We start from the raw sequence: 19032 nt of genomic DNA, 5'->3' as shown, positions 1-19032 counted from the left end.
CTGGATCGCACCCCCGGCCGCCGGTCGGCGAGACGGGCGCAACGGTCTCCCCCTTCATGACCGGCGAGCCCGGCAGCTCCGGTCGGCCCGTACGCGGGCCGGCCGGAGTCTGTTGCCCCGGTTTCTCAACTGGCCACCCGGCCTGCCGATCAAAGGGCCAGTCGAAACTCCGGGGGAGCAGAAAATGGTCATTGGCATCGTCGCCGCAGTCGTCGGTCTCATCGTCGGGTACGTGGTAGCCCGCAGCACGCGGCGCCAGGACCCCACGGTCGAGGTGCTCGAGAAGGCCGCGGCCGGTGATCTCACCGTACGCGTGGAGCAGGGCAACCTCACCCCCGCCGGCGAGAACCTGAACTCCCTGCTCGACCGGTTCGCCGAGGTCGTACGCCTCTCCGAGACGACGAACACCAAGCTCAACGGCGCCACCGAGCGCCTCGGCGCGCTGGTCGCCGAGATGGTCAGCGGCGCCCAGGGCTCGGTGCAGTCGGCGGGCGAGATCCTCCGCGCCTCCCAGGAGGTCTCCGAGAACATCGCCACCCTGGCGGCCGGTGCCGAGCAGATGGGCGCCAGCATCCAGGAGATCTCCCGCAGCGCCTCCGAGGCCGTCACGGTCGCGGCCGACGCGATGGAGGTCTCCTCCGACGCCAGCCGCACGATGACCAAGCTCGGCGACTCGTCCGCCCAGATCGGCGACGTGGTCCGGGTGATCACGGCCATCGCCGAGCAGACCAACCTGCTCGCCCTGAACGCCACCATCGAGGCGGCCCGGGCCGGCGAGATGGGCAAGGGCTTCGCCGTGGTCGCCAGCGAGGTCAAGGACCTCGCCCAGGAGACCGCCAAGGCCACCGACTCGATCACCACCCAGGTCGGCACGATCCAGTCGGACACCACCGGCGTGGTCGACTCGATCACCCAGATCGGCGAGGTCATCGGCAAGGTCAACGGCTACCAGACGACCATCGCCTCGGCGGTCGAGGAGCAGCACGCCACCGCCGAGCAGATGACCCACAGCATCGCGGCGGCGGGTGCCCAGGCGGCCCAGATCGCCGAGTCGATGACCCGGATCGCCGACACCCGCGAGCGGGCCAGGGCGACCGTCGAGCAGACCGACGAGGTGGCCCGCGAACTCCGCGACGCCGGCGGCGAACTGGCGGCGGCCCTGCGCTCCCTGCGGGTCTGACAGCTCTTCACCTCCCTCACGAGACGCCCGGCCTGCCACAGGCCGGGCGTCTTCGTGTCCCGCAACCGTCGCGGTTGCCATTGCGGTGTTCCGGCACCGCAGCACGAAGCAGGCGAGAAGCGCTTCCCGATAGGGCCTGTGGCGCCGAGATGCGGCGCCGCTCTGCCGTGGAGGTGCCGCCACCGTGATGTTCGCCCCGCTCCGTGAGCGCAACTATCGGCTCTGGGCCGCCGCCGACCTGGTGTCGGTGGCCGGCACGTGGATGCAGGTGCTGGGCCTCAACTGGCTGGTCCTCACGGCGACCGGCTCGGCCGCCACCATGGGCGTCGTGGTCATGCTCCAGGCCCTGCCCGTGCTGCTGCTCGGCGGCTGGGGCGGCGCCCTCGCCGACCGCCTCCCGGCCCGGCCCACCCTGATCGCCTTCCAGGCGCTGCGCGCCCTGCTCGCCCTCACGCTGATCGCCGACACCGGCCGGCTGTGGCCCGTCTACGCGATCGCGCTGGCCTCCGGGACGATCAGCGCCGTCGAGGGCCCGTGCCTCGGCCGCTTCGGCTCGGCCCTCGTACCCCCGTCGGCGCTGGGCTCGGCGCTGGCGCTGGGCTCGGTCCTCAGCTCGGCCGGCCGCATCGTCGGCATGTCGGTCGGCGGCGTCCTGGTCGGCATCACCGGGCCGGGCTCCCTCTTCGCGATCAACGCGGCCACGTATGTCGCGGTGATCGTGGCGCTGGTGCTCATGCGGACGGAAAAGATCCGCACCCTGGCCGCACCACCCCCGGGAGAAGGCGGAGTCCGGGCGGGCCTGCGCTACCTGGCGGGCCGCCCGACCATCCTGGTGATCCTGGCCCTGTCGTTCGTCCTCGGCTCCCTCGGCCGCAACTACCAGGTCACCATGGCGGCGATGGTGACCGGCCCGCTCCACGGCGGCCCGGCCGCCTACGGCCTGCTCTCCACGGTCTTCGCCGTCGGCGCGGTGGCGGGCGGCCTGCTCCTGGCCGGCACGGGCCGCTCGACGCTCCGCGTCCTGCTGGCGACGGGCCTGACGATCAGCCTGCTCCAACTGTGCGCGGGCTTCGCCCCGAACATCCTCGGCTTCGCGGCCCTGATCCTGCCGATCGCGGCGGGAGCGGTCATCCTCGACACCATCATCGCGACGAGAGTCCAACTCGACACCCGCGAGGAAATGCGCGGCCGGATGCTCGCCACGCTCGGGGTAGTCTCCTCGCTGTCAGGAATCGTGGGAGCGCCGCTGATCGGCTGGCTCTGCGACGCGGCGGGGGCACGCGGGGCGTTGGTGCTCGCCGGAGCGGTGACGTCGCTGGCGGCGGTGGGCGGTGGATATGCGCTGGCCAGATTGAAGGGGCGGTCGCTGTCGGCGGTATTGCCGGGATGGGGACGGCGCCTCGCGGACCAGCCCGCCTGATCGGGCATAGACATGATTGACGCCTTGGTGAAGTTCCGGCCGCTCCGTGGGTCCGCGTTCTCTGCCCGGCGAAGGCAGGCATACCCGGAGCACGAGGGGAGCCGGGCGCGCCTGATTGAGGCGCCGGGGCGCGGCTGGCACGCTCGATCGGATGGAGAGCCGACGGAACGCCGAACCGATCTTTGAGCCTGATGATGACGCAGCGAGTGCTTCTACCGATGACGAGTCGCTCCCAGTCGTCGACGCCCCTGAGGCGGCGCATGCTGTTGTGGCGTCCGCGCACTTGAGTACTGATCCCGATCTCGAGGTCGCATACGAGTACTTCAAAGAGCGAGCTGCAGACTTCGGTCCTGCCATCCGTCAAGCCCTGGACGAGGTGATCGCTTCAGGCCGCACGCGTCGCTGGAACCTGGACCAGTGCAACAACCAGGAGAAGGCGTACGTCGGCGTCAACCTCGAGAACGTGCTACGGCAGAAGTTCGATCTTTCCCACGGGTTGCTGGGAATGGACTTCGATATTAGTGGCATTGATGTTGACTGCAAATGGTCCCGGAACTACGGAGGATGGCAGATCCCGAAAGAGGCCACGGGGCACATTTGCCTGCTGGTTCATGGTGATGATCTCGCGAACACCATGGCCGTGGGCGTCATACGGATCCGGGAAGACATTTTGGTCGGTGGTAACCGAGACCTCAAAAGGACCATACAGCGGCCAGAGGGTCTGTCGTCGGTGCGCTGGATCATCGCCGACGGTGAGAGCGCCCTGCCGGAGAACTTTCTCATGAGTATCAGTAAGGCTGATAGGGAGGCAATTCTCGGTCCGCGAGGCGGAAACGCTCGAGCGATTGAGCTGTTCAGGCGGTGTGAAGGACTGATCATTCATCGAAGGGTGATTGAAGCGATCGGTCAACAGGTTGACGACGCCCGCCGATTCCGGGGAGAGGTCAGAGCGGAGCTTGCCCGGCAAGGATTTGAGGTGTTGAACGGTCATTGGAAAAGCCATCGGGCCCGTGCCAGGGAGCTCGGTGGTCTGGATATCGCAGGACATACGCAATGGGTCGCCCTCCGGACCGATGGCAGTACGCCCGCGCGCCGTGCTGAGCTCGATCCGGTCCGGCGCCGGGAGGCGGACGCCTTCAGAAGGGAAATGATTGCCGGCCTGGCAGAGATCAGCCGTCGGCGGTCAGCCCAGCGCAAGGCCGCAAAGGCAGCCCGCGTGACCCTCGCGGAAGCGGTAGCCGAGGCCGCTGCAGTTGAGCGCGAGGTTAGGGCTGCGTTTGCGATCGCTGAGAGTGCAGCGACCTCTCTTCCGCAACGCGAGTGACCCCGAAACCCGGCAAGCCGTCTGTCGGATGGCAGGATCTCGGCCGCTTTACTCACGAGAACTCCTCCAGAGTGAGGGAGGCGGCCTCGATACCAGATATCAAGGAGCCATCCGCAATACGGGCGGCTGCTGGCGATTCTCACTCAATGGGGTTCGGGCGGCTCGCGGCCGCTCCGGGCCAGGGGACTCTGCCTGCCAGCATGGGCGTATTGGGCCGGAGAACCGGCCCCAGCTCCAGTACACCGGGAGACAGAGCGCTGAGCGGCACGTCGAAACGGCATGACTCCCACCGGCCGGACAACCCGCGGTCGGCTGGCGCCTCAGCCACCATCCATTCACGGTTAACCGTTGCAATCGCGGCGATCGAGTCGTCAGGATTAAGTCGGACGGCCACCAATCGCCATACCGGGTCACGACGCATCGTTTCGTACTCGTTCCGCGAGAGGTGGATCGTGAGGCGGCTCCGCCGGAGGGTCGACTTTATTTCGAGGTGCAGTGTGCATCCGCTGCCGTGCACGGCGATGTCGTAGCCGTACCCGTCCGCCACGGCCGCCACGTGGTCGACAACTGCATCCACTCCGTCGTGTAGCAGCGTCAGGACAGCCGCTTCTCCGGCCATTCCTACCCGGACGCGTTCGGCCGCATCCACCTTGCCCCATGCTGTGATCACATGGGCGAACGCGGCTTCCGTTGTCAGGCCGGCGGCTTCGGCTGCGCGAACAGCGTCGTCCGGCAGCTCATCGGGAGAGCGCACGAGGTCACCGGCGTCTTTAAGCCAGTGGCTACCGCCATGCGTGATGGTGGCGGTGAAGACGCGCTCGGCCGCGGGGACTGGCGTATGCAGGTCACTCAGCAGGCCGACGTCTCCCAGCCAGGCATATGCGGCTTCGTATTGTGTGGGAGTGAGATCGCTGAAGTCCCGGTGATTCGTGAACAGAGCGCGGGAGCGCGCCGGGCTGGACCGCGGAAGCCGGTCCAGCCATCGTATGGCCGCGCGCAATACCGGCCTAGGTGGTATTGGCACGGAGATGACCCATCAGCGCCTGCAAATCCCGGTTATCCAGACCAGCACCGACCGGCGGCTCTTCCTCGAGATCGGCCAGCCGCTGGACCGCTGGGTCGTCGAGGATACGGCCCATGAACGTCAGCTTGTCGCTTAGCCGCTGCTCCACCACCTCATCGATCGTGCCCTGAGTCGCCAGGATGGTGATACGAGTCTGGGCGTCCGGCGCCAGCCCTAGACGGTGAATGCGATCGAGGCTCTGCAAGAAGCGGCCGGCGGCGAAGTCGCGGTCGACATATACGGCGTCGTGACATTCATGATGAAGGCTGATGCCTTCCCCTAGAGTTGCCGGGTTAGACAGCAGCACGGCGCACGACGGGTCGGCCCGGAAGCGCTTGATCTCGGTGTCGCGGTCCTCCGTGCCGCCATGGACGACGGCCGGCCCAAACTCGCGTAGCACCTCGCGCAAAGTGTTCAAGCTGCGGACGAATGTCGACCAAACCAGCGTCTTCCGTCCCCTGCTCGCATTGGCGGCGACGATAGCCAGCGTTTCCTGATATTTGGGTGACATCTCGTAGCTGGGGAGGTCGCGCATCAGCGCCTCGAGGGGGGTGCCGTCCGGGACTGTGAGCGGGGGACTTGATACATGAGTGGCTCGTAGCGTGTTGTGCCCACGGATAGCAGGGCGGGTGAGGTGGCGGCCATAAGCATATAGACGACGATCTTACCAATGGCCTGAAGATCGTCTGCGGCGTCCGCCACTCGCCCCGAAAAACGCCCGAGTAGCGCCTGGTAAATCTCCTGATGAAGCGGCGGCATAGCAAGCTGGCGGAGGGTGGTAGTCGCAGGCGGCAGACCGAGCTCAGTCTTCGTCGTGCGGGAGAATAATGGTTTGAGCACACGGCTGGCTTCCGCCAAGTCGCCACCGGCTAGCGCTTGGATGACCTTCTGCCGGCCGTGGCCGGGCCAGACGAAGCTGAAGAGATTCTCAAGGTCTTTTACGCCGTTTGGCGCCGGGGTGCCAGTCAAGATCAACCGGTGCTTTGCCCGCGGCCCAAGAGCCAGGCAGGCGGCACCATAGGTGCCTTCAGCCCCCAGCTTCATCCGGTGAGCCTCATCGAGGAGAAGCATCGAGGGACGGTCCGCAAGCCAGGCACCGAGCTCGTTGAGGGCGCCTTCGAGGCGCTCGTAATTGATGATGAGTGCGTCGGCAGCGGGATCGAAAGGCCGGGCGAAAATGCCCATCTGGAGTGGTTCTGCCAAACACTCCTCGTTCTCGTCGTGCCATGCGTCGTAGCAGGACTTTGGGCCCACGATCAGAAGTCGCTGAACTCGTCCGGCGTGCCGTAGCGCTTCGAAGATTGCGAGCCCTACCCGGGTCTTGCCCGCACCTGGTACCGAAAAGTTGGCTCCGTGGCGCAGCGCCAGAAGTTTTGAGATGTCCCTCCGCTGGAAGCCGGTCAAGTTGCCGACCCAGTTTGGTCCGAGCCTGTCAGGAATACCCCAGGGTCGCACCTCATCCTCAGAGGCGTCGCCTGAGTCCAGACGGCGGGCAACAGTCTGAGCATCGGCCGCCGAGTCAGCCGCTAGGGCTGCAAGCTGAGGATCCCAGGTGACGCTCTGTATAGCGGGCCACGCGGCGAGAGCCACGAGATTGGTGAGCAGATCGTCAATCTCCACATCCATAGTGGATGGGGAGCGCTGGATGCTCGAGCGGAACCGCAGAGCCAGCCGGCGCAGATCAGCCTCGTACCCGCGGTCCGCACGCAGTCGCGCCGTCATCACTGTGTCGCCGAATTCGACGCGGAGGCTTGGCACTTGACCGCTTGTCACGTCAGCGCTCCTGAGCGGTGTCCAGCAGCCAGGCGACGCCATCACCGGGCGACCCGAAGGTGCGGCCAGCCTGCTTCGCCAGCCTGGTGAGGCTGGCCCGGAGGGTCAGCAACGCGTCATCAAACGCGTCCTCGTCGAGTGCCCTTTTTGCCCTTGCCTCAGCGAACTCCGCAGCGCATTGATTGACATAGTCCGCGGCGTCGGTGAGCCGCTCAGTTACGACGACCTGCCGCTTATGCAGTTGCGCATTCTGCCCGGCCAGCTTCACCGCGGCATCGAACGTCTTGCGAGCTGTCTTCATCAAGCCGTCGGCCTCATCCACGTCTGAGGACCCCAGTTTGTTGCGGGCTCGTGTTTTAGCACTCGCTTGAAGCAAGGAGTCAGTCAATGCCCGGGTGGTCTTCACAGTTGCGGTGGCGTCTGGCATCGAGACGCCGGGAAGTCCGGGGATGCTCACTGAGGCACTTTCTTGAACAGCCGGCCGCAGGACATCCGGCAGTCGCTCGCTGAGATATCGCGTGTGGAAGTCGGCCTCGGCAAGTCGTACCGAAGTCTTCGGGTAGTTGAGTACGACCATGGCGAGGCGCGTTTCTTTCAACTGCTCTGCGGCGTCGGGATCAGTTCTCGCCATTTTGGTGTAATCGCGGTAAAGCTCCCTGAGCTTTTCTTGATGGTCCTCGAAGTCGATTTCGCGCAGGGCGACGTCGTCGCCCGTCGCACTGCGGTCGATAGCGTCCCTGATCAGTTGGTAGACCCAGCGATCTTGATGGAGGGTCGTCGTCTTGATGTTGAAGTCACGCGCGACATCCTCCTCCCGGCGTCCGCTTGCTAGCTCGTCCTCTATGGCGATAAGGCGGTTGATGTAGGAGTACTCGCGTCGCTTATCGCGCCGTAGCTGCAAGAAGAGTTCAACGGCGTTTATGTCGCGATGAGACGTGTCTGCCGGAAGGACGCCGACGCGGATGCCCGCAATGCCAAGGTCGCGGAGAGCGGCGCAGCGAGTATTTCCATCAACCAGAATGCCGGTCGGGCTGATGATTCCAGGCTCCTTCTGCCCGAAGTCCTCAAGCTCCTCCTTCAGTGCGGTGTAGTCCGGATCAATCTGATCGGGATTTGAGGGCTTGCGCGTCAGCAGATGGTGCAGGTATTGCTGGGCCGTCTCGCTCCAGGGGTCTTCCTCGAGCATCCGGTTGCGTTGCTGGTCCAGCGCCCGCTGCGCCCGAATCCGATGGGTGCCGGGGTTGAAATACAGCATGTCGACCGGCATTGAGATGACATGAAGGTGCCGCTGTTCGCCCCGCCAATCGACCGTGACCTTGGCGCCGTTCTCCGCCATCACCTGCCGAAACCGCTGCTCCACAAGAGAGCGGATGCTGTCGCCCTCCGGCGGAGTGCCGAAATCTGCCGACATGTTCGAGCCTCCCGGACCTATGCTGCCTGCCTCGTGCATGATGGCAGGACCCACCGACATTCCGCGACGACGCACGACCGATCCGATGCCGTGTTTACGGGAGGGCAGCAGTGGATCTTCCGGCCTGGAACGACCCGGACTTCAAGGGCGGCACGATGGTACGTGCTGCGCTGTGGCTCATGCAGGAGGTCGGGGAGGGCAACACCTTCACCAAAGAGCAGCTGCGGCTAGCGTTTCCTGGCGTCAGCCAGGCCGATCGGAGGTTACGCGACCTTCGTAAGTATCAATGGTCGATCCTGACCAGCACGGAAGATGCCTCGCTCTTGTCGGAGGAACAGCGTTTCCTGCAAGCCGGAGTTCCCGTGTGGGAACCAGCGGCTCGTCGCGCCGCGGCATCGCAGGATGCGGTGTCTGCGAAGGAGAAGCAGGCTGCGCTCAGCCGGGACGACTTCATGTGCACGACATGCGGCATCTCGGGTGGCGAGCCTTACCCCGACGACCTGACGCAGGCCGGCGTGCTTTCCGTAAGCCGCCGTCTGACCGTGCTCCCTGACGGCCGGGAGCGTGTCCTCCTGGTCACTGAGTGCAAACGTTGTCGTGCGGGTACGGATGGGAGCCCGGCCCGAGCCGATGACGTGCAGGCGGCAATCGACGCCCTGGACGACGACGGTCGCCGCCAGCTCCAGCGCTGGATCGCAAGAGGGCGGCGCGTCCTCACGCCACTAGACCGAGCATGGAGTTCCTACCGGCGGCTACCGCCGGACGCCCGCGATGAGGTTCGGGCTCGCCTCGATCGGTAGTGCGCTGGTCCGTGGTCCCTGGGCCTGGCTGTAGTGATCGATCGGGCGTGGCGTGGAAGCCGTAAGAAGATCGTAATGCCCTTCCGTGGCGCATCGGGCTAAGGTCGAACGCATGTTCGATCAAGGCAGGGCGTTCTTGACGCGCGTCAACGCAACCTCGAGTGGCTCATGCTCCCAAATACGGACCACTTGCCACCCGGCCGCTGTGAGGGCGGCGTTCGCTAACCGGTCGCGTTCCATGTTCCGGCGCAGTTTAGGGGCCCAATACCACTCGTTGGTGGTGGGCTGCCGTCCATGCTGCGGGCAGACGTGCCAGAAGCAGCCGTCCACGAACACGGCAACCTTACGTGCAGTGAAGACGATGTCCGGCCGCACGCGGACATCCGTGAGGCGGATGAGGAGATCCTTGCGGTAGCGATAGCCCAGCCTGTGCAGCGCAGAGCGAAGCGCAACCTCCGGCTTCGTGTCGGCCCTCCGGTTGGCCTGCATGTTGCGCGAACGTCCCGCATTCAGCGGGGCAGGATAAAGACCCTTCGCGTGGGCAAGGTCCCGTCCCTCGGCCGGGTCGCGCCTAGACACGCCGGAACCATCCTGGTGCGGTGCCCGCGGGGCGTCGCTTCACCTGAGGCAAGATACTCGGCAGCGGCGGGGCCACGTGCCCAGCCCCGGAAGGAGGCCCCGTGGCCAGCTTTGATGTAGTGGAAATCTGCGCAGGAGCAGGCGGCCAAGCCCTAGGCCTGGAGAAGGCCGGCTTTGAGCACGCGCTGGCCGTCGAGCTAGACCAAAACGCATGTACCACCCTTCGCGACAATCGTCCTTCCTGGAAGGTTGCTCAGGGGGACGTGGCAAGCCGGGAGACGTGGAACCCCGCTGACTATGAAGGCGTCGCTTTGCTTGCCGGAGGGGTGCCGTGCCCGCCGTTCACCATCGCCGGCAAGCAACTGGGTGCTACCGACGAGCGCGATCTCTTCGCATGGGCGATTGAGCTTGCAGGGATCGTGCGTCCGAAGGCAGTTCTGCTGGAAAATGTGCGCGGACTGAGCATGCCGCGATTCGCGGGATATAGGCAGCACGTCCTAGATCGCCTGACCTCGCTCGGTTATGTGGCTTCGTGGCAGCTCCTGCATGCGTCGGATTACGGCGTCCCGCAACTCCGCCCTCGCTTCGTGCTCGTAGCTATGGGGCCCGAGGATGCCGCCTACTTCTCGTGGCCTGATCCGCTGCAGCGCCGGGTAACCGTCGGGGAGGCGATTGGCGACCTGATGGGTTCCAACGGCTGGGAGGGTGCCAGTTCCTGGGCCGCGGGCGCTCAGAAGATCGCCCCGACCATTGTTGGCGGCTCCAAGAAGCATGGAGGCGCTGACCTCGGTCCCACGCGGGCGAAGAGAGCATGGGCAGAAATGGGAGTCGATGCCCTTGGTGTGGCGGACGAGGCTCCTCAGCGGGGTGCCAAGTTTGCAGTTGGCCCCAAGCTCACTACCGAGATGGTGGCCAGAATTCAGGGATGGTCGGATGAGTTCGACTGGGAATTTAGCGGGCGCAAGACGTCTCGGTACCGGCAGATCGGGAATGCCTTTCCTCCGCCCGTGGCCGCTGCTGTGGGGACAGCCATCATGCGAGCGTTCAAGCACCAAGGTGTGCCAGCGCAGCGCGAGTCCATCGAGCACGATGCCATCTACAAGGCTCTCCGAGCCGAAGATGATTATGTGAGCTTCAGTCAACTCGTACGAGCGGTTGGCCGTCCTATCGAGGCCCCAGAGCTTGAGCGACGGATCAGTCTCTTGAGCCGCGACTTCAATATTGACGTGCGCGAGGGGAAGTCCGGCCCTGCCTATAAGCTTGGGAAGTTCAGAGCTTTCGTTGGTCAGGAGGACCACGACCGGCACGAACTTTTCGTCAAGCACCGGGCGCGGATTAGCTGACAACCCTCACCCCGGGCAAGCCTGACTACAGCGTGGCTTGCCGACCGCACATCGATGGCGAGGGTCGCGAGGGCCTCGGCGCGGCAACTTCCCAGGTGTCGGATACCGTGAGCGGGTTCGGCGGACTCGGCGCTAGGGGAACACGTGGAGCTGTTGCACTCGGGCAAGGTCAGGGATGTCTACGCCGACGGGGACGACATTCTGCTCGTCGCGTCGGATCGGGTGTCCATCTATGACGTGGTGCTGCCCACTGCCATCCCTGACAAGGGCAAGATTCTCACTCAGCTGTCGCTGTGGTGGTTCGAGCAGCTTGCCGATGTGGTGCCTAACCATGTCATCTCCGCGACCGATGTGCCGGCCGAGTGGGCCGGGCGGGCTGTGCGGTGCAAGCGGCTAGAGATGGTCATGGTCGAGTGCATTGCCCGGGGGTATCTGGCCGGTTCCGGGTTGAAGGAGTACGAGAAGTCCGGGGCGATCTGCGGGGTGGAGTTGCCGGCCGGGCTGATCGAGGGGTCCGCGTTGCCCGAGCCGATTTTCACGCCGACCACGAAGGTGGCGCCGGGTGAGGGGCATGACGAGTTCATCACGTACGCCGAGGTGGAGGCTTCCGTCGGGGCCGACGTCGCGGCCGAGCTGCGGCGGATCACGTTGGAGGTGTACCGGCGGGGGTCGGAGATCGCCGCTCGGAACGGGATTCTCATTGCCGACACGAAGATCGAGCTGGGGTTCGCCGGGGGGCGGTTGGTGCTCGGGGACGAGCTTCTGACGCCCGATTCGTCGCGGTTCTGGGCGGCCGACGAGTGGCGGCCCGGCGGGGCTCAGCGGTATCTCGACAAGCAGTTCCTGCGGGACTGGTCGGCGCAGTCCGACTGGGACAGGACCGCGCCGGGGCCGGAGATTCCGGACGAGGTCGTCGAGGCGACCCGGAACCGCTACGTCGAGGTGTACGAGCGGCTGACCGGGAACCGCTGGGTCTAGGAGGTTTCGCCGGCCGCCGCCGAGTCCGGGGGGCTCGGCGGCCACCGCGACCACCTCCAGCAGCGGTCGTCTATCCGGCTGCGGTGCGCCGAAACGCGCCGGCGGCCGAGCGATTGTTGTGCTCCTGTGTCCTGCGGTGTGCGGAACGGGACAGCGCGGACGGAGACGATCTTCTACTCTGCTGCTCCTGACTTCTAGGAGCACAGTGAAACCCGTACGCATCATCGTCGGGGTCCTGACCGCCGCAGCGGCTTCCGGGACCCTTTTTCTGACCGCGCCCGCCGACGCCGCGCGGCTCACCCTCCCCGTATCCCCGTCGGGGCAGAACGCGCCGCCCGGGTCTCCGGAGCGCACCGCCCGGCAGGCCGGCCGGGCCGCCGCGGCCGACGTCCCCGGCGCCGTGAAGATCGTGCGGGACGGGATCACGCTGCTGCACCAGCGCACGGCCGTGTCGCGGACGCCGGTGACCGGGCGGGGCGCGACCCGGTCGGACTTCGACGGCGACGGCCGGGACGACATCGCGGCGGACAGCGGCGGCGGCGTGCTGGTCTCGTACACTTCGGCGCCGGTGCGCGACCGGCTCACCGCCGAGATTCCCGGCGGCTCCGGGTGCACGTGCTTCGGCGACGTGATGGTCACCGGCAACTTCAACGGCGACAAGTACGACGACCTGGCCGTCGGCGACAACGACGAGCCGGACCTGAACGTGATGGGTTACCACGCGGGCGCCGTGTGGGTGTTCCTCGGCGGGCCGTCCGGGCTGCGGCCGAACGAGGTCAAGCACTTCAACCAGAGCACGTCCGGGGTGCCCGGTACGTCCGCCGAGGCCGACCGGTTCGCCGGCGCCCTCGCGGCCGGCGACATCACCGGCGACGGGCGCGACGAGCTGGTGGTCGGCCTGCCGCTGAAGAAGGTGGCTGGCAAGAAGGAGGCCGGCGCGGCGATCGTGCTGAAGGGCAGCTCCAGCGGCATCGTGACCGCCGGCGCCAGGTGGATCGACCAGAACACCGGCGGCGTGCCGGGCGGCGCCGAGACCGGCGACCACTTCGGCGGCGGCCTGGCCATCGGGAAGATCAACAAGGACAAGTACCAGGACCTCGTCATCGGGGCGCCGCAGGAGAACGACGGTCAGTCGTGGGGCGGCAGCGGCTCGATCACCCAGTTCTGGGGCACCGGCGGCGGCGTCTCCTTCAACAAGGTGACCGCTGTCGGCGGCGACGCGACGTTCGCGGTGGCCGAGCCGAAGGACGCGGTGGTCTGGTACATCGGCGGGCAGGCGATGGCGATCGCCGACACGAGCGGCGACGGGTACGGCGAGATCATCGTCGGCGCCCCCGCGGCCCAGGCGAACTGGAACATCAACGGCGGCGTGGTCGTCACGTTCCCGGTCGGCAGCAACGGCGTGACCGCCAAGGGGATCAAGCTGATGTCCCAGCGGGACAAGGACATCGCGGGCGCCTCGGAGAGCGACGACTACTTCGGCGCCTCCATCGCGGCCGGGGACATCACCGGTGACGGCATCGCCGACGTGCTGGTCGGGGTGCCGGGCGAGGATCTCGGCAGCGCGGTCGACGCCGGCTCCGTGGTGCTGCTGCGCGGTTCCCGGCAGGGCCTCACCGCCGTACGGTCGATCACCCTCACCCAGTCCTCGAACGGCGTACCGGACGCGCCGGAGCGCAACGACACGTTCGGCGCGGCGGTGGCCGTCCTCAACCTCAACGGCGCGAACGGGATGGACGCGGCGATCGGCACGCCCGGCGAGACGGTCTCCGGCGACCAGAACGGCTATCCGTCCGGCACGGTCACGCGACTGTACGGCGGCAGCAACGGCATCGGCGGCGGCAACAGTGCGAGCGGGCGCTCCTTCGGCGTCACCGGCGAGTACTACGGCTACCTGGCACACCAGTGAGGACAGGACACATGCGTAATCTCCCGTTCGCCGTGGCGGTGGTGGGCCTGGTGACGGCCGGCGCCACCCTCGCCGGTTCGCCCGCGTCGGCCGCCGGCACCGGGGTCGCCAAGGTCGTGGACAACACCCGGGTGCAGTTCAACGCCGCGTCCGGCAAGGTCAACAAGATCATCGTGACGCGCTCCGGGCGTACGTTCACGATCGACGACACCAACCCGATCAAGGCCGGCAGCGGTTGCAAGGCCGTTTCGGGCGACCGGACGAAGGTCCGGTGCACGACGCCGAGGAATCCGACCTGGTTCATGGTCTACCCGGGCGACAAGAACGACTCGGTCGCCAACCGGACGGACCTGGGGATGACCGCGCGCGGCGGGTCCGGCAACAACACGATCTACGGCGGACCCAAGCACGACGAGCTGTACGCCGACGACGGCAACGACACGATCTACGGCAACGGCGGCGCCGACTACATCTTCTCGGCCGGCGGCAAGGACGTCATCTACGGCGGCGACGGCGAGGACACCCTCAAGGCCGGCTACGGCAACGATACGATCTACGGCGGCGCCGGGTTCGACCGCATCGAGCCCGACGCCGGCAACGACGTGGCGCACGGCGGCACCGGCGACGACTACTTCGAGGAGAGCTCCGGCAGCGACACCCTGTACGGCGACTCCGGCATGGACGAATTCCACCAGAACGAGATCGACGGCCGCGGCGCCCAGCTGATGTACGGCGGCGCCGATTACGACCGGGTGGAGTACTGGACGCGGACCAAGCCGGTCGTCGCGGACGCCGACGGCAAGCGCGGCGACGACGGCCAGCAGGGCGAGGGCGACTCGATCGGTGCGGACGTCGAGGGCATCAGCGGCGGCAAGGGCAACGACTGGATCGCCGGCACCACCGGGGACAACTACCTGGCCGGCAACGAGGGCAACGACAAGATCTACGGCTACAGCGGCGACGACCAGATCGACGGCGGCCTGGGCAACGACCGGCTCGAGGGCGGCAACGGCAAGGACTCGCTGCGCGGCGACTTCGGCAGCGACGTCATGCTGGGCGGCGCCGGCGTCGACGACGTCACCTACTACGACCGGCTGGTGACCGTGGTCGCCGACCTCGACGGGCAGAGCGGCGACGACGGCTCGCAGGGCGAGAAGGACACGATCGGCGCCGACGTCGAGATCCTCTGGGGCGGCTGGGGCGCCGACACGCTGACCGGCAATGCGGGCGACAACCACATCGACGGCGGGCACGGCGCCGACGTGATCCGCGGCGGCGCCGGCAACGACACGCTCGACGCCGGCGAGGGCATCGCCGGCGGCGTCGACAAGGTCTACGGCCAGGCAGGCGACGACGTCCTGCGCGGCGGCGACTACAGCGAGGACGACCGTTTCGTGCTCGACGGCGGCGAGAACACCGAGGTGGGCGACAACTGCCTGCCGGGCACCCGCGGCAGCGGCGACCTGGTCGGTTGCGAGCGCTCCGACGGCTGACGGAACAGCGTCACAAGAGGCCCCGCCGGGCGCGCTCGGCGGGGCCTCTCACGCGAAGCCGCCGACCTGATAACCCACAAAACCGAGCAGCGCCAACGGTACGGCCACAGCCAGGCCGATCGCCCGCTTCCGCCAGGTCCGCCCCGCCGCCGCGATGACCACGATCCCGAGCACCGCCTCGAGCACCGCGGTCGCCGCCTCGCCGCGTCGCGCCAGCCGTACGGCCTCGGTGAACAGCACCGCACCGGGCAGCGCGAGCCCCACCGCGCCCCGCCACCCGGCGAGTCGCGCCCACACCCCGGCCGGGCCGAACACGGCGCCGGCGAGCACCCCGAAGAACATCCACAGCAGCGCGGTCGGCGCCCACGCGTTGGCAAGGTTGTCGTCCTGCCAGACGGTCGCCGTCACGTAGTACACCGGCACCGCCACGACCAGCAGCACGATGGCGGCGACGGCCGCGCGCAGAACGCCTCCGCGGACCCGGTAACCCAGGGCAAAGGCCGCGACCGCCCAGACCGCCGCCGAGTTGGCCAGATTCGCCCACGGGTACCCGAGCAGCTTCTGCAGCGCGAAGTCCACGGCCCCGAGCAGGATTCCGCCGAGCACCGCCACCGCCGCCAGCCTGCGATCATCAGTCACGGTCGCCGAGCGTACGGTCAGCCGCCGAGATCCTCGAGGTGCCCCGCCCAGGCCTCCGCGAGCGCCGCGCCGGACCGGCGGGACCCGCAGCTCCACCGGCCCGCGACCGTACGCCCGGCCGCCGTGGCCGCGATGTCGTTGCCGTAGTTGTCCCGGAAGTAGCCGGTCTGGCTGCCGTCCCAGGTCAGCACGAACGTGCTCACGCCCGTACCCGTCCATTGAGGTCGGCGGCCACCCGGGCGCCGATGTGGTCGATCAGCCGGCGCAGGTCGGCGCAGTAGACGGAGGGGTTGCGGAATCCGCCGCCGGGACGCCACCGGTGTGCGTAGTGACCGGCGCCACAGATGTCGTGCACCGGGCAGGCGAGGCAGGACGCCGCGAGCGCGTCGCGCCCGGACTGCCGCGCGACGATGCCGGGGTGCCGCGTCGCTGCGTCGAAGTCGTGGTCGAAGACGTTCAGGCCGGTGGCCGCCGCCCCCGGGTACGCCGACTTCAGCGAGTCCACCTGCTCGATCGCGCCGTCCGACTCGATCACCGCCACCGCCACCGGGCTGAGTCCCACCTGGTCGGAGCGGCTGGTGCCGCCGAGGATCAGGCTGATCAGCTCCTCGAAGAGGCGGATGCCGGTCTCCCGCCGCGGGGCGCCGTACCAGCGGTCGAACACGGCGATCAGCCACTCGGCCGCGCCGGGGGCGGGCGGCCGGGCCCAGTTCGCGTGCGGGAGCAGGAGGTCGATCATCGGGGGGCGGTGCGCGAGCAGCGCCTCGTAGACGGCCACGGGGTCGGTCGCCGGATCCACGGTGCACAGGATCCCCGCGTACGCCGGATGCCCCGCGAGCCGCCGCAGCGCCCGCTCCGCCAGCAGATGGCTGCCCCGGCCGTTGCGGTGCCGCCGGTGCCGGTCGTGCTGCTCGGGCGGGCCGTCGAGGCTGACACCGATCCGCACCCCGTACGCCCCCAGCGCCTCGAGCATGGCGTCGTCCAGGAGGGCGCCGTTCGTCTGCGTACTGAAGCGGGCCGTGGGGACGACGGCTCGCACGTCGGTGATCAGCTGGACGAGCGCGGACCTGCCGGCCAGCAGCGGCTCCCCGCCGTGCAGCACCACGTCGACCCGGTCGAGGCCGTGGCGCGTGGCGTGGTCGCCGATGCGGCGCGCGGCCGCCCGCCAGACCTCGGGGGCCATCGCGGCGGGCCGGTCACGCCAGCTCTGGTCCGCGAGCTCGTAGACGTAGCAGTAGTCGCACGCCAGATTGCACTGCTGGTGGACCTTCAACACGAACTCGCGGAAGGCCGGCACCCCTCAAGTCTGCCTCACGCCCGTCAGTGCCGGTCGAGGCTCAGCTCCGGCTCGCGTCGCCGGGGCCAGTTCGCCCTGGTCCCGCACGCGTCACAGCTCAGCTGCTCGCCGCAGTGCGCACACCAGTCGTTGGTCCGGCGCAGATACCAGCCCAGCGCCACGCCGGCGAGAAGGCTGGCCAGGCCGACCAGCGCTGCCAGCAGCACGGCACCGGTCATCGGTGCGGTCCGCCCAGCGCCGATGCGCCGTCGCCGCCGCGGGGGCGACGGATCGCCAGCGCGTTCTCCTGGCGACGGTCCAGTGCCGGGTCCTCATCGGCACGGGAGGTCACATAGGAGGCGGTGAACGTGTCGACGCCGGTGCCGAAGTGCGCGCCGGGACGATAGGTGACGGTCACGGCACGCGAGGACGAGGCTTCGATCACTCCCGCTCGCCAGCCGTCGCGATAGACCCACACGGGGTCCGCCTTGTGGTAGCTGTCGGCCGGGGCCACGTCCGCGGGATTTCGCAGCGGTGGGGCGATGGTGGGGGTCGACATCGAGAGCCTCCTGGATCCCGGTTTGACTCGGGCGTCGGGCGGTCCAGCGACGCCGGCCGAGCTGTGACTGTCGAAAAAGACATGCTTTCCGACACCCACCGTCAGCAGCCAAGCAACCGCCTGTCAGATATCATGCTCGGGATCAAGTGCGTTCGCAAGGCCGGATGCACGTGCATCCGCAACGTGCGTCCCGGTGAGGGGTGTCCGAACGTTCGGTTTTCTGCCGGAGGACCTCACCCTTAGGATGCAGTGGGCAACGGATCTGCAACTTGCAGTTTCCGCGGAGGCGTCGAAGTTTCCGCGGACCAGTCGATTAAGGAGCCACGTGACCACGGGTACGCAGGAGGAGGCGCCGAACAGCGGCCCCACCGTGCTGCGCATCCTGCTCGGTGCGCAGCTCCGCCGGCTCCGCGAGGGCAAGGGCATCAGCCGCGAGGACGCCGGCTACGAGATCCGGGCGTCCGGCTCGAAGATCAGCAGGATGGAGCTCGGCCGGGTCAGCTTCAAGGAGCGCGACGTCGCCGACCTGCTCAGCCTGTACGGCGTCAAGGACGCGGCCGAGCGCGAGGCGCTGCTGGGCCTGGCCCGGCAGGCGAACAACCCCGGCTGGTGGCACCACTTCGGCGACATCATGCCGTCGTGGTTCCAGTCCTATCTGGGGCTCGAGGCGGCCGCTTCGCTGATCCGGACGTACGAGATCCAGTTCGTCCCGGGTCTGCTCCAGACGCCCGAGTACGCCCGCGCCGTGATCATGCTCGGCCACGCCGGTGCCACCGCGGACGAGATCGACCGCCGGGTGGAGCTCCGCCGCCAGCGTCAGCAGTTGCTGGACCGGGCCGAGGCGCCGCAGCTGTGGGCCGTCATCGACGAGGCCGTGCTGCGCCGTCCGATCGGCGGCCCCGATGTCATGCGCGGCCAGATCGAGGCGCTGATCGAGGCCGCGAAGCGCCCCAACGTCCGGCTGCAGATCATCCCGTTCCACGCCGGCGGGCACGCGGCCGCGGGCGGCCCGTTCGCGATCCTGCGCTTCCCGGAGCCGGAGCTGCCCGACGTGGTCTACGTCGAGCAGCTCACCAGCGCCATCTACCTGGACAAACGAGACGACGTCGACCACTACGCGATCGCGATGGAACGCGTGTGCATCGACGCCGAGCCGCCGAACCACACCCAGGAGATCCTCGGCAAGCTGCTGCACGAGGTCGGCCGGCTCGGCTGAAGCCCGGGTTGCGGTTCGCTTACTCTCTGTAGTTATTTTCCTCGGGTGTCACCTGAAGCGGTGAAGCGA

General features: G+C 67.7%; 19 protein-coding genes. 9 read left to right on the top strand and 10 right to left on the bottom strand.

Annotation, left to right across the window (positions count from 1 at the left end):
- Positions 1 to 184 precede the first annotated feature (184 nt).
- From CLV70_RS17770 to CLV70_RS17760, 3 genes are all read left to right on the top strand, one after another.
- Positions 185 to 1180, top strand: a complete 996-nt coding sequence (locus CLV70_RS17770) for a methyl-accepting chemotaxis protein (RefSeq protein ID WP_106127613.1) — start codon at positions 185 to 187, stop codon at positions 1178 to 1180.
- Positions 1181 to 1367: 187 nt separating this feature from the next.
- Positions 1368 to 2600 carry an MFS transporter gene (locus CLV70_RS17765; protein WP_106127612.1) on the top strand — a complete coding sequence of 411 codons (1233 nt, stop codon included), beginning with the start codon at positions 1368 to 1370 and terminating at the stop codon, positions 2598 to 2600.
- A gap of 151 nt (positions 2601 to 2751) precedes the next feature.
- On the top strand, positions 2752 to 3924 hold the full coding sequence (locus tag CLV70_RS17760; RefSeq protein ID WP_106127611.1) for a NaeI family type II restriction endonuclease: 1173 nt from the start codon (positions 2752 to 2754) through the stop codon (positions 3922 to 3924).
- A gap of 139 nt (positions 3925 to 4063) precedes the next feature.
- Here the strand turns inward: CLV70_RS17760 and CLV70_RS39145 are convergent, their stop codons facing one another.
- From CLV70_RS39145 to CLV70_RS17745, 4 genes are all read right to left on the bottom strand, one after another.
- Positions 4064 to 4924, bottom strand: a complete 861-nt coding sequence (locus CLV70_RS39145; protein WP_146164084.1) for a protein NO VEIN domain-containing protein — start codon at positions 4922 to 4924, stop codon at positions 4064 to 4066.
- 7 nt (positions 4925 to 4931) lie between these two features.
- Positions 4932 to 5522, bottom strand: a complete 591-nt coding sequence (locus tag CLV70_RS40430) for a helicase-related protein (protein WP_211303798.1) — start codon at positions 5520 to 5522, stop codon at positions 4932 to 4934.
- Positions 5522 to 6607: an SNF2-related protein gene (locus tag CLV70_RS40425; RefSeq protein WP_211303797.1), complete on the bottom strand. Its 1086-nt coding sequence runs from the start codon at positions 6605 to 6607 to the stop codon at positions 5522 to 5524. The genes CLV70_RS40430 and CLV70_RS40425 overlap by 1 nt, the downstream gene beginning before the upstream one ends.
- Positions 6608 to 6761: 154 nt before the next feature.
- Positions 6762 to 8171, bottom strand: coding sequence for a ParB/RepB/Spo0J family partition protein (locus tag CLV70_RS17745; protein ID WP_106127609.1), 1410 nt, complete (start codon positions 8169 to 8171; stop codon positions 6762 to 6764).
- A gap of 110 nt (positions 8172 to 8281) precedes the next feature.
- Between CLV70_RS17745 and CLV70_RS17740 the strand changes: the two genes are divergently transcribed.
- Positions 8282 to 8971 (top strand): hypothetical protein, encoded by a 690-nt coding sequence (locus CLV70_RS17740; protein WP_211303796.1) that lies wholly within the window; start codon positions 8282 to 8284, stop codon positions 8969 to 8971.
- Between the two features lie 120 nt (positions 8972 to 9091).
- Here the strand turns inward: CLV70_RS17740 and CLV70_RS17735 are convergent, their stop codons facing one another.
- Positions 9092 to 9550 carry a very short patch repair endonuclease gene (locus CLV70_RS17735; RefSeq protein WP_245908295.1) on the bottom strand — a complete coding sequence of 153 codons (459 nt, stop codon included), beginning with the start codon at positions 9548 to 9550 and terminating at the stop codon, positions 9092 to 9094.
- Positions 9551 to 9651: 101 nt separating this feature from the next.
- On the opposite strand from CLV70_RS17735, the gene CLV70_RS17730 reads away from it, so the two are divergent.
- The 4 genes from CLV70_RS17730 to CLV70_RS17715 all read left to right on the top strand — a co-directional run bounded on the left by CLV70_RS17730 (position 9652) and on the right by CLV70_RS17715 (position 15273).
- On the top strand, positions 9652 to 10893 hold the full coding sequence (locus tag CLV70_RS17730; RefSeq protein ID WP_106127608.1) for a DNA cytosine methyltransferase: 1242 nt from the start codon (positions 9652 to 9654) through the stop codon (positions 10891 to 10893).
- 144 nt (positions 10894 to 11037) lie between these two features.
- Positions 11038 to 11871 (top strand): phosphoribosylaminoimidazolesuccinocarboxamide synthase, encoded by an 834-nt coding sequence (locus CLV70_RS17725; protein ID WP_106127607.1) that lies wholly within the window; start codon positions 11038 to 11040, stop codon positions 11869 to 11871.
- Between the two features lie 205 nt (positions 11872 to 12076).
- Entirely contained in the window at positions 12077 to 13780 is a 1704-nt protein-coding gene (locus CLV70_RS17720; protein ID WP_106127606.1) for an integrin alpha, read from the top strand.
- Positions 13781 to 13791: 11 nt separating this feature from the next.
- Positions 13792 to 15273: a calcium-binding protein gene (locus tag CLV70_RS17715; RefSeq protein WP_106127605.1), complete on the top strand. Its 1482-nt coding sequence runs from the start codon at positions 13792 to 13794 to the stop codon at positions 15271 to 15273.
- A 48-nt stretch (positions 15274 to 15321) separates the two neighbouring features.
- Here CLV70_RS17715 and CLV70_RS17710 read toward each other — a convergent pair whose 3' ends face one another.
- The 5 genes from CLV70_RS17710 to CLV70_RS17690 are packed head-to-tail and all read right to left on the bottom strand — an operon-like array spanning position 15322 to position 17747.
- Complete coding sequence (locus CLV70_RS17710) at positions 15322 to 15912, bottom strand: DUF6518 family protein (RefSeq protein ID WP_106127604.1); 591 nt, start codon at positions 15910 to 15912, stop codon at positions 15322 to 15324.
- Between the two features lie 17 nt (positions 15913 to 15929).
- Positions 15930 to 16115, bottom strand: a complete 186-nt coding sequence (locus CLV70_RS17705; RefSeq protein WP_106127603.1) for a hypothetical protein — start codon at positions 16113 to 16115, stop codon at positions 15930 to 15932.
- Entirely contained in the window at positions 16112 to 17209 is a 1098-nt protein-coding gene (locus CLV70_RS17700; protein WP_106127602.1) for an FxsB family cyclophane-forming radical SAM/SPASM peptide maturase, read from the bottom strand. The genes CLV70_RS17705 and CLV70_RS17700 overlap by 4 nt, the downstream gene beginning before the upstream one ends.
- Positions 17210 to 17232: 23 nt before the next feature.
- Positions 17233 to 17427 (bottom strand): hypothetical protein, encoded by a 195-nt coding sequence (locus CLV70_RS17695; RefSeq protein WP_106127601.1) that lies wholly within the window; start codon positions 17425 to 17427, stop codon positions 17233 to 17235.
- Positions 17424 to 17747, bottom strand: coding sequence for a hypothetical protein (locus CLV70_RS17690; RefSeq protein WP_106127600.1), 324 nt, complete (start codon positions 17745 to 17747; stop codon positions 17424 to 17426). The genes CLV70_RS17695 and CLV70_RS17690 overlap by 4 nt, the downstream gene beginning before the upstream one ends.
- Positions 17748 to 18072: 325 nt before the next feature.
- Between CLV70_RS17690 and CLV70_RS17685 the strand changes: the two genes are divergently transcribed.
- Positions 18073 to 18963 (top strand): helix-turn-helix domain-containing protein, encoded by an 891-nt coding sequence (locus CLV70_RS17685; protein WP_106127599.1) that lies wholly within the window; start codon positions 18073 to 18075, stop codon positions 18961 to 18963.
- The last annotated feature ends 69 nt before the right edge of the window (positions 18964 to 19032 follow it).

Origin of the sequence: Pseudosporangium ferrugineum (assembly GCF_003002065.1) — a bacterium.
Classification (GTDB): Bacteria; Actinomycetota; Actinomycetes; order Mycobacteriales; family Micromonosporaceae; genus Actinoplanes; species Actinoplanes ferrugineus_A.
The sequence above is the reverse complement of the archived record's forward strand: the minus strand, read 5'-3'. Positions and strand labels throughout refer to the sequence as shown.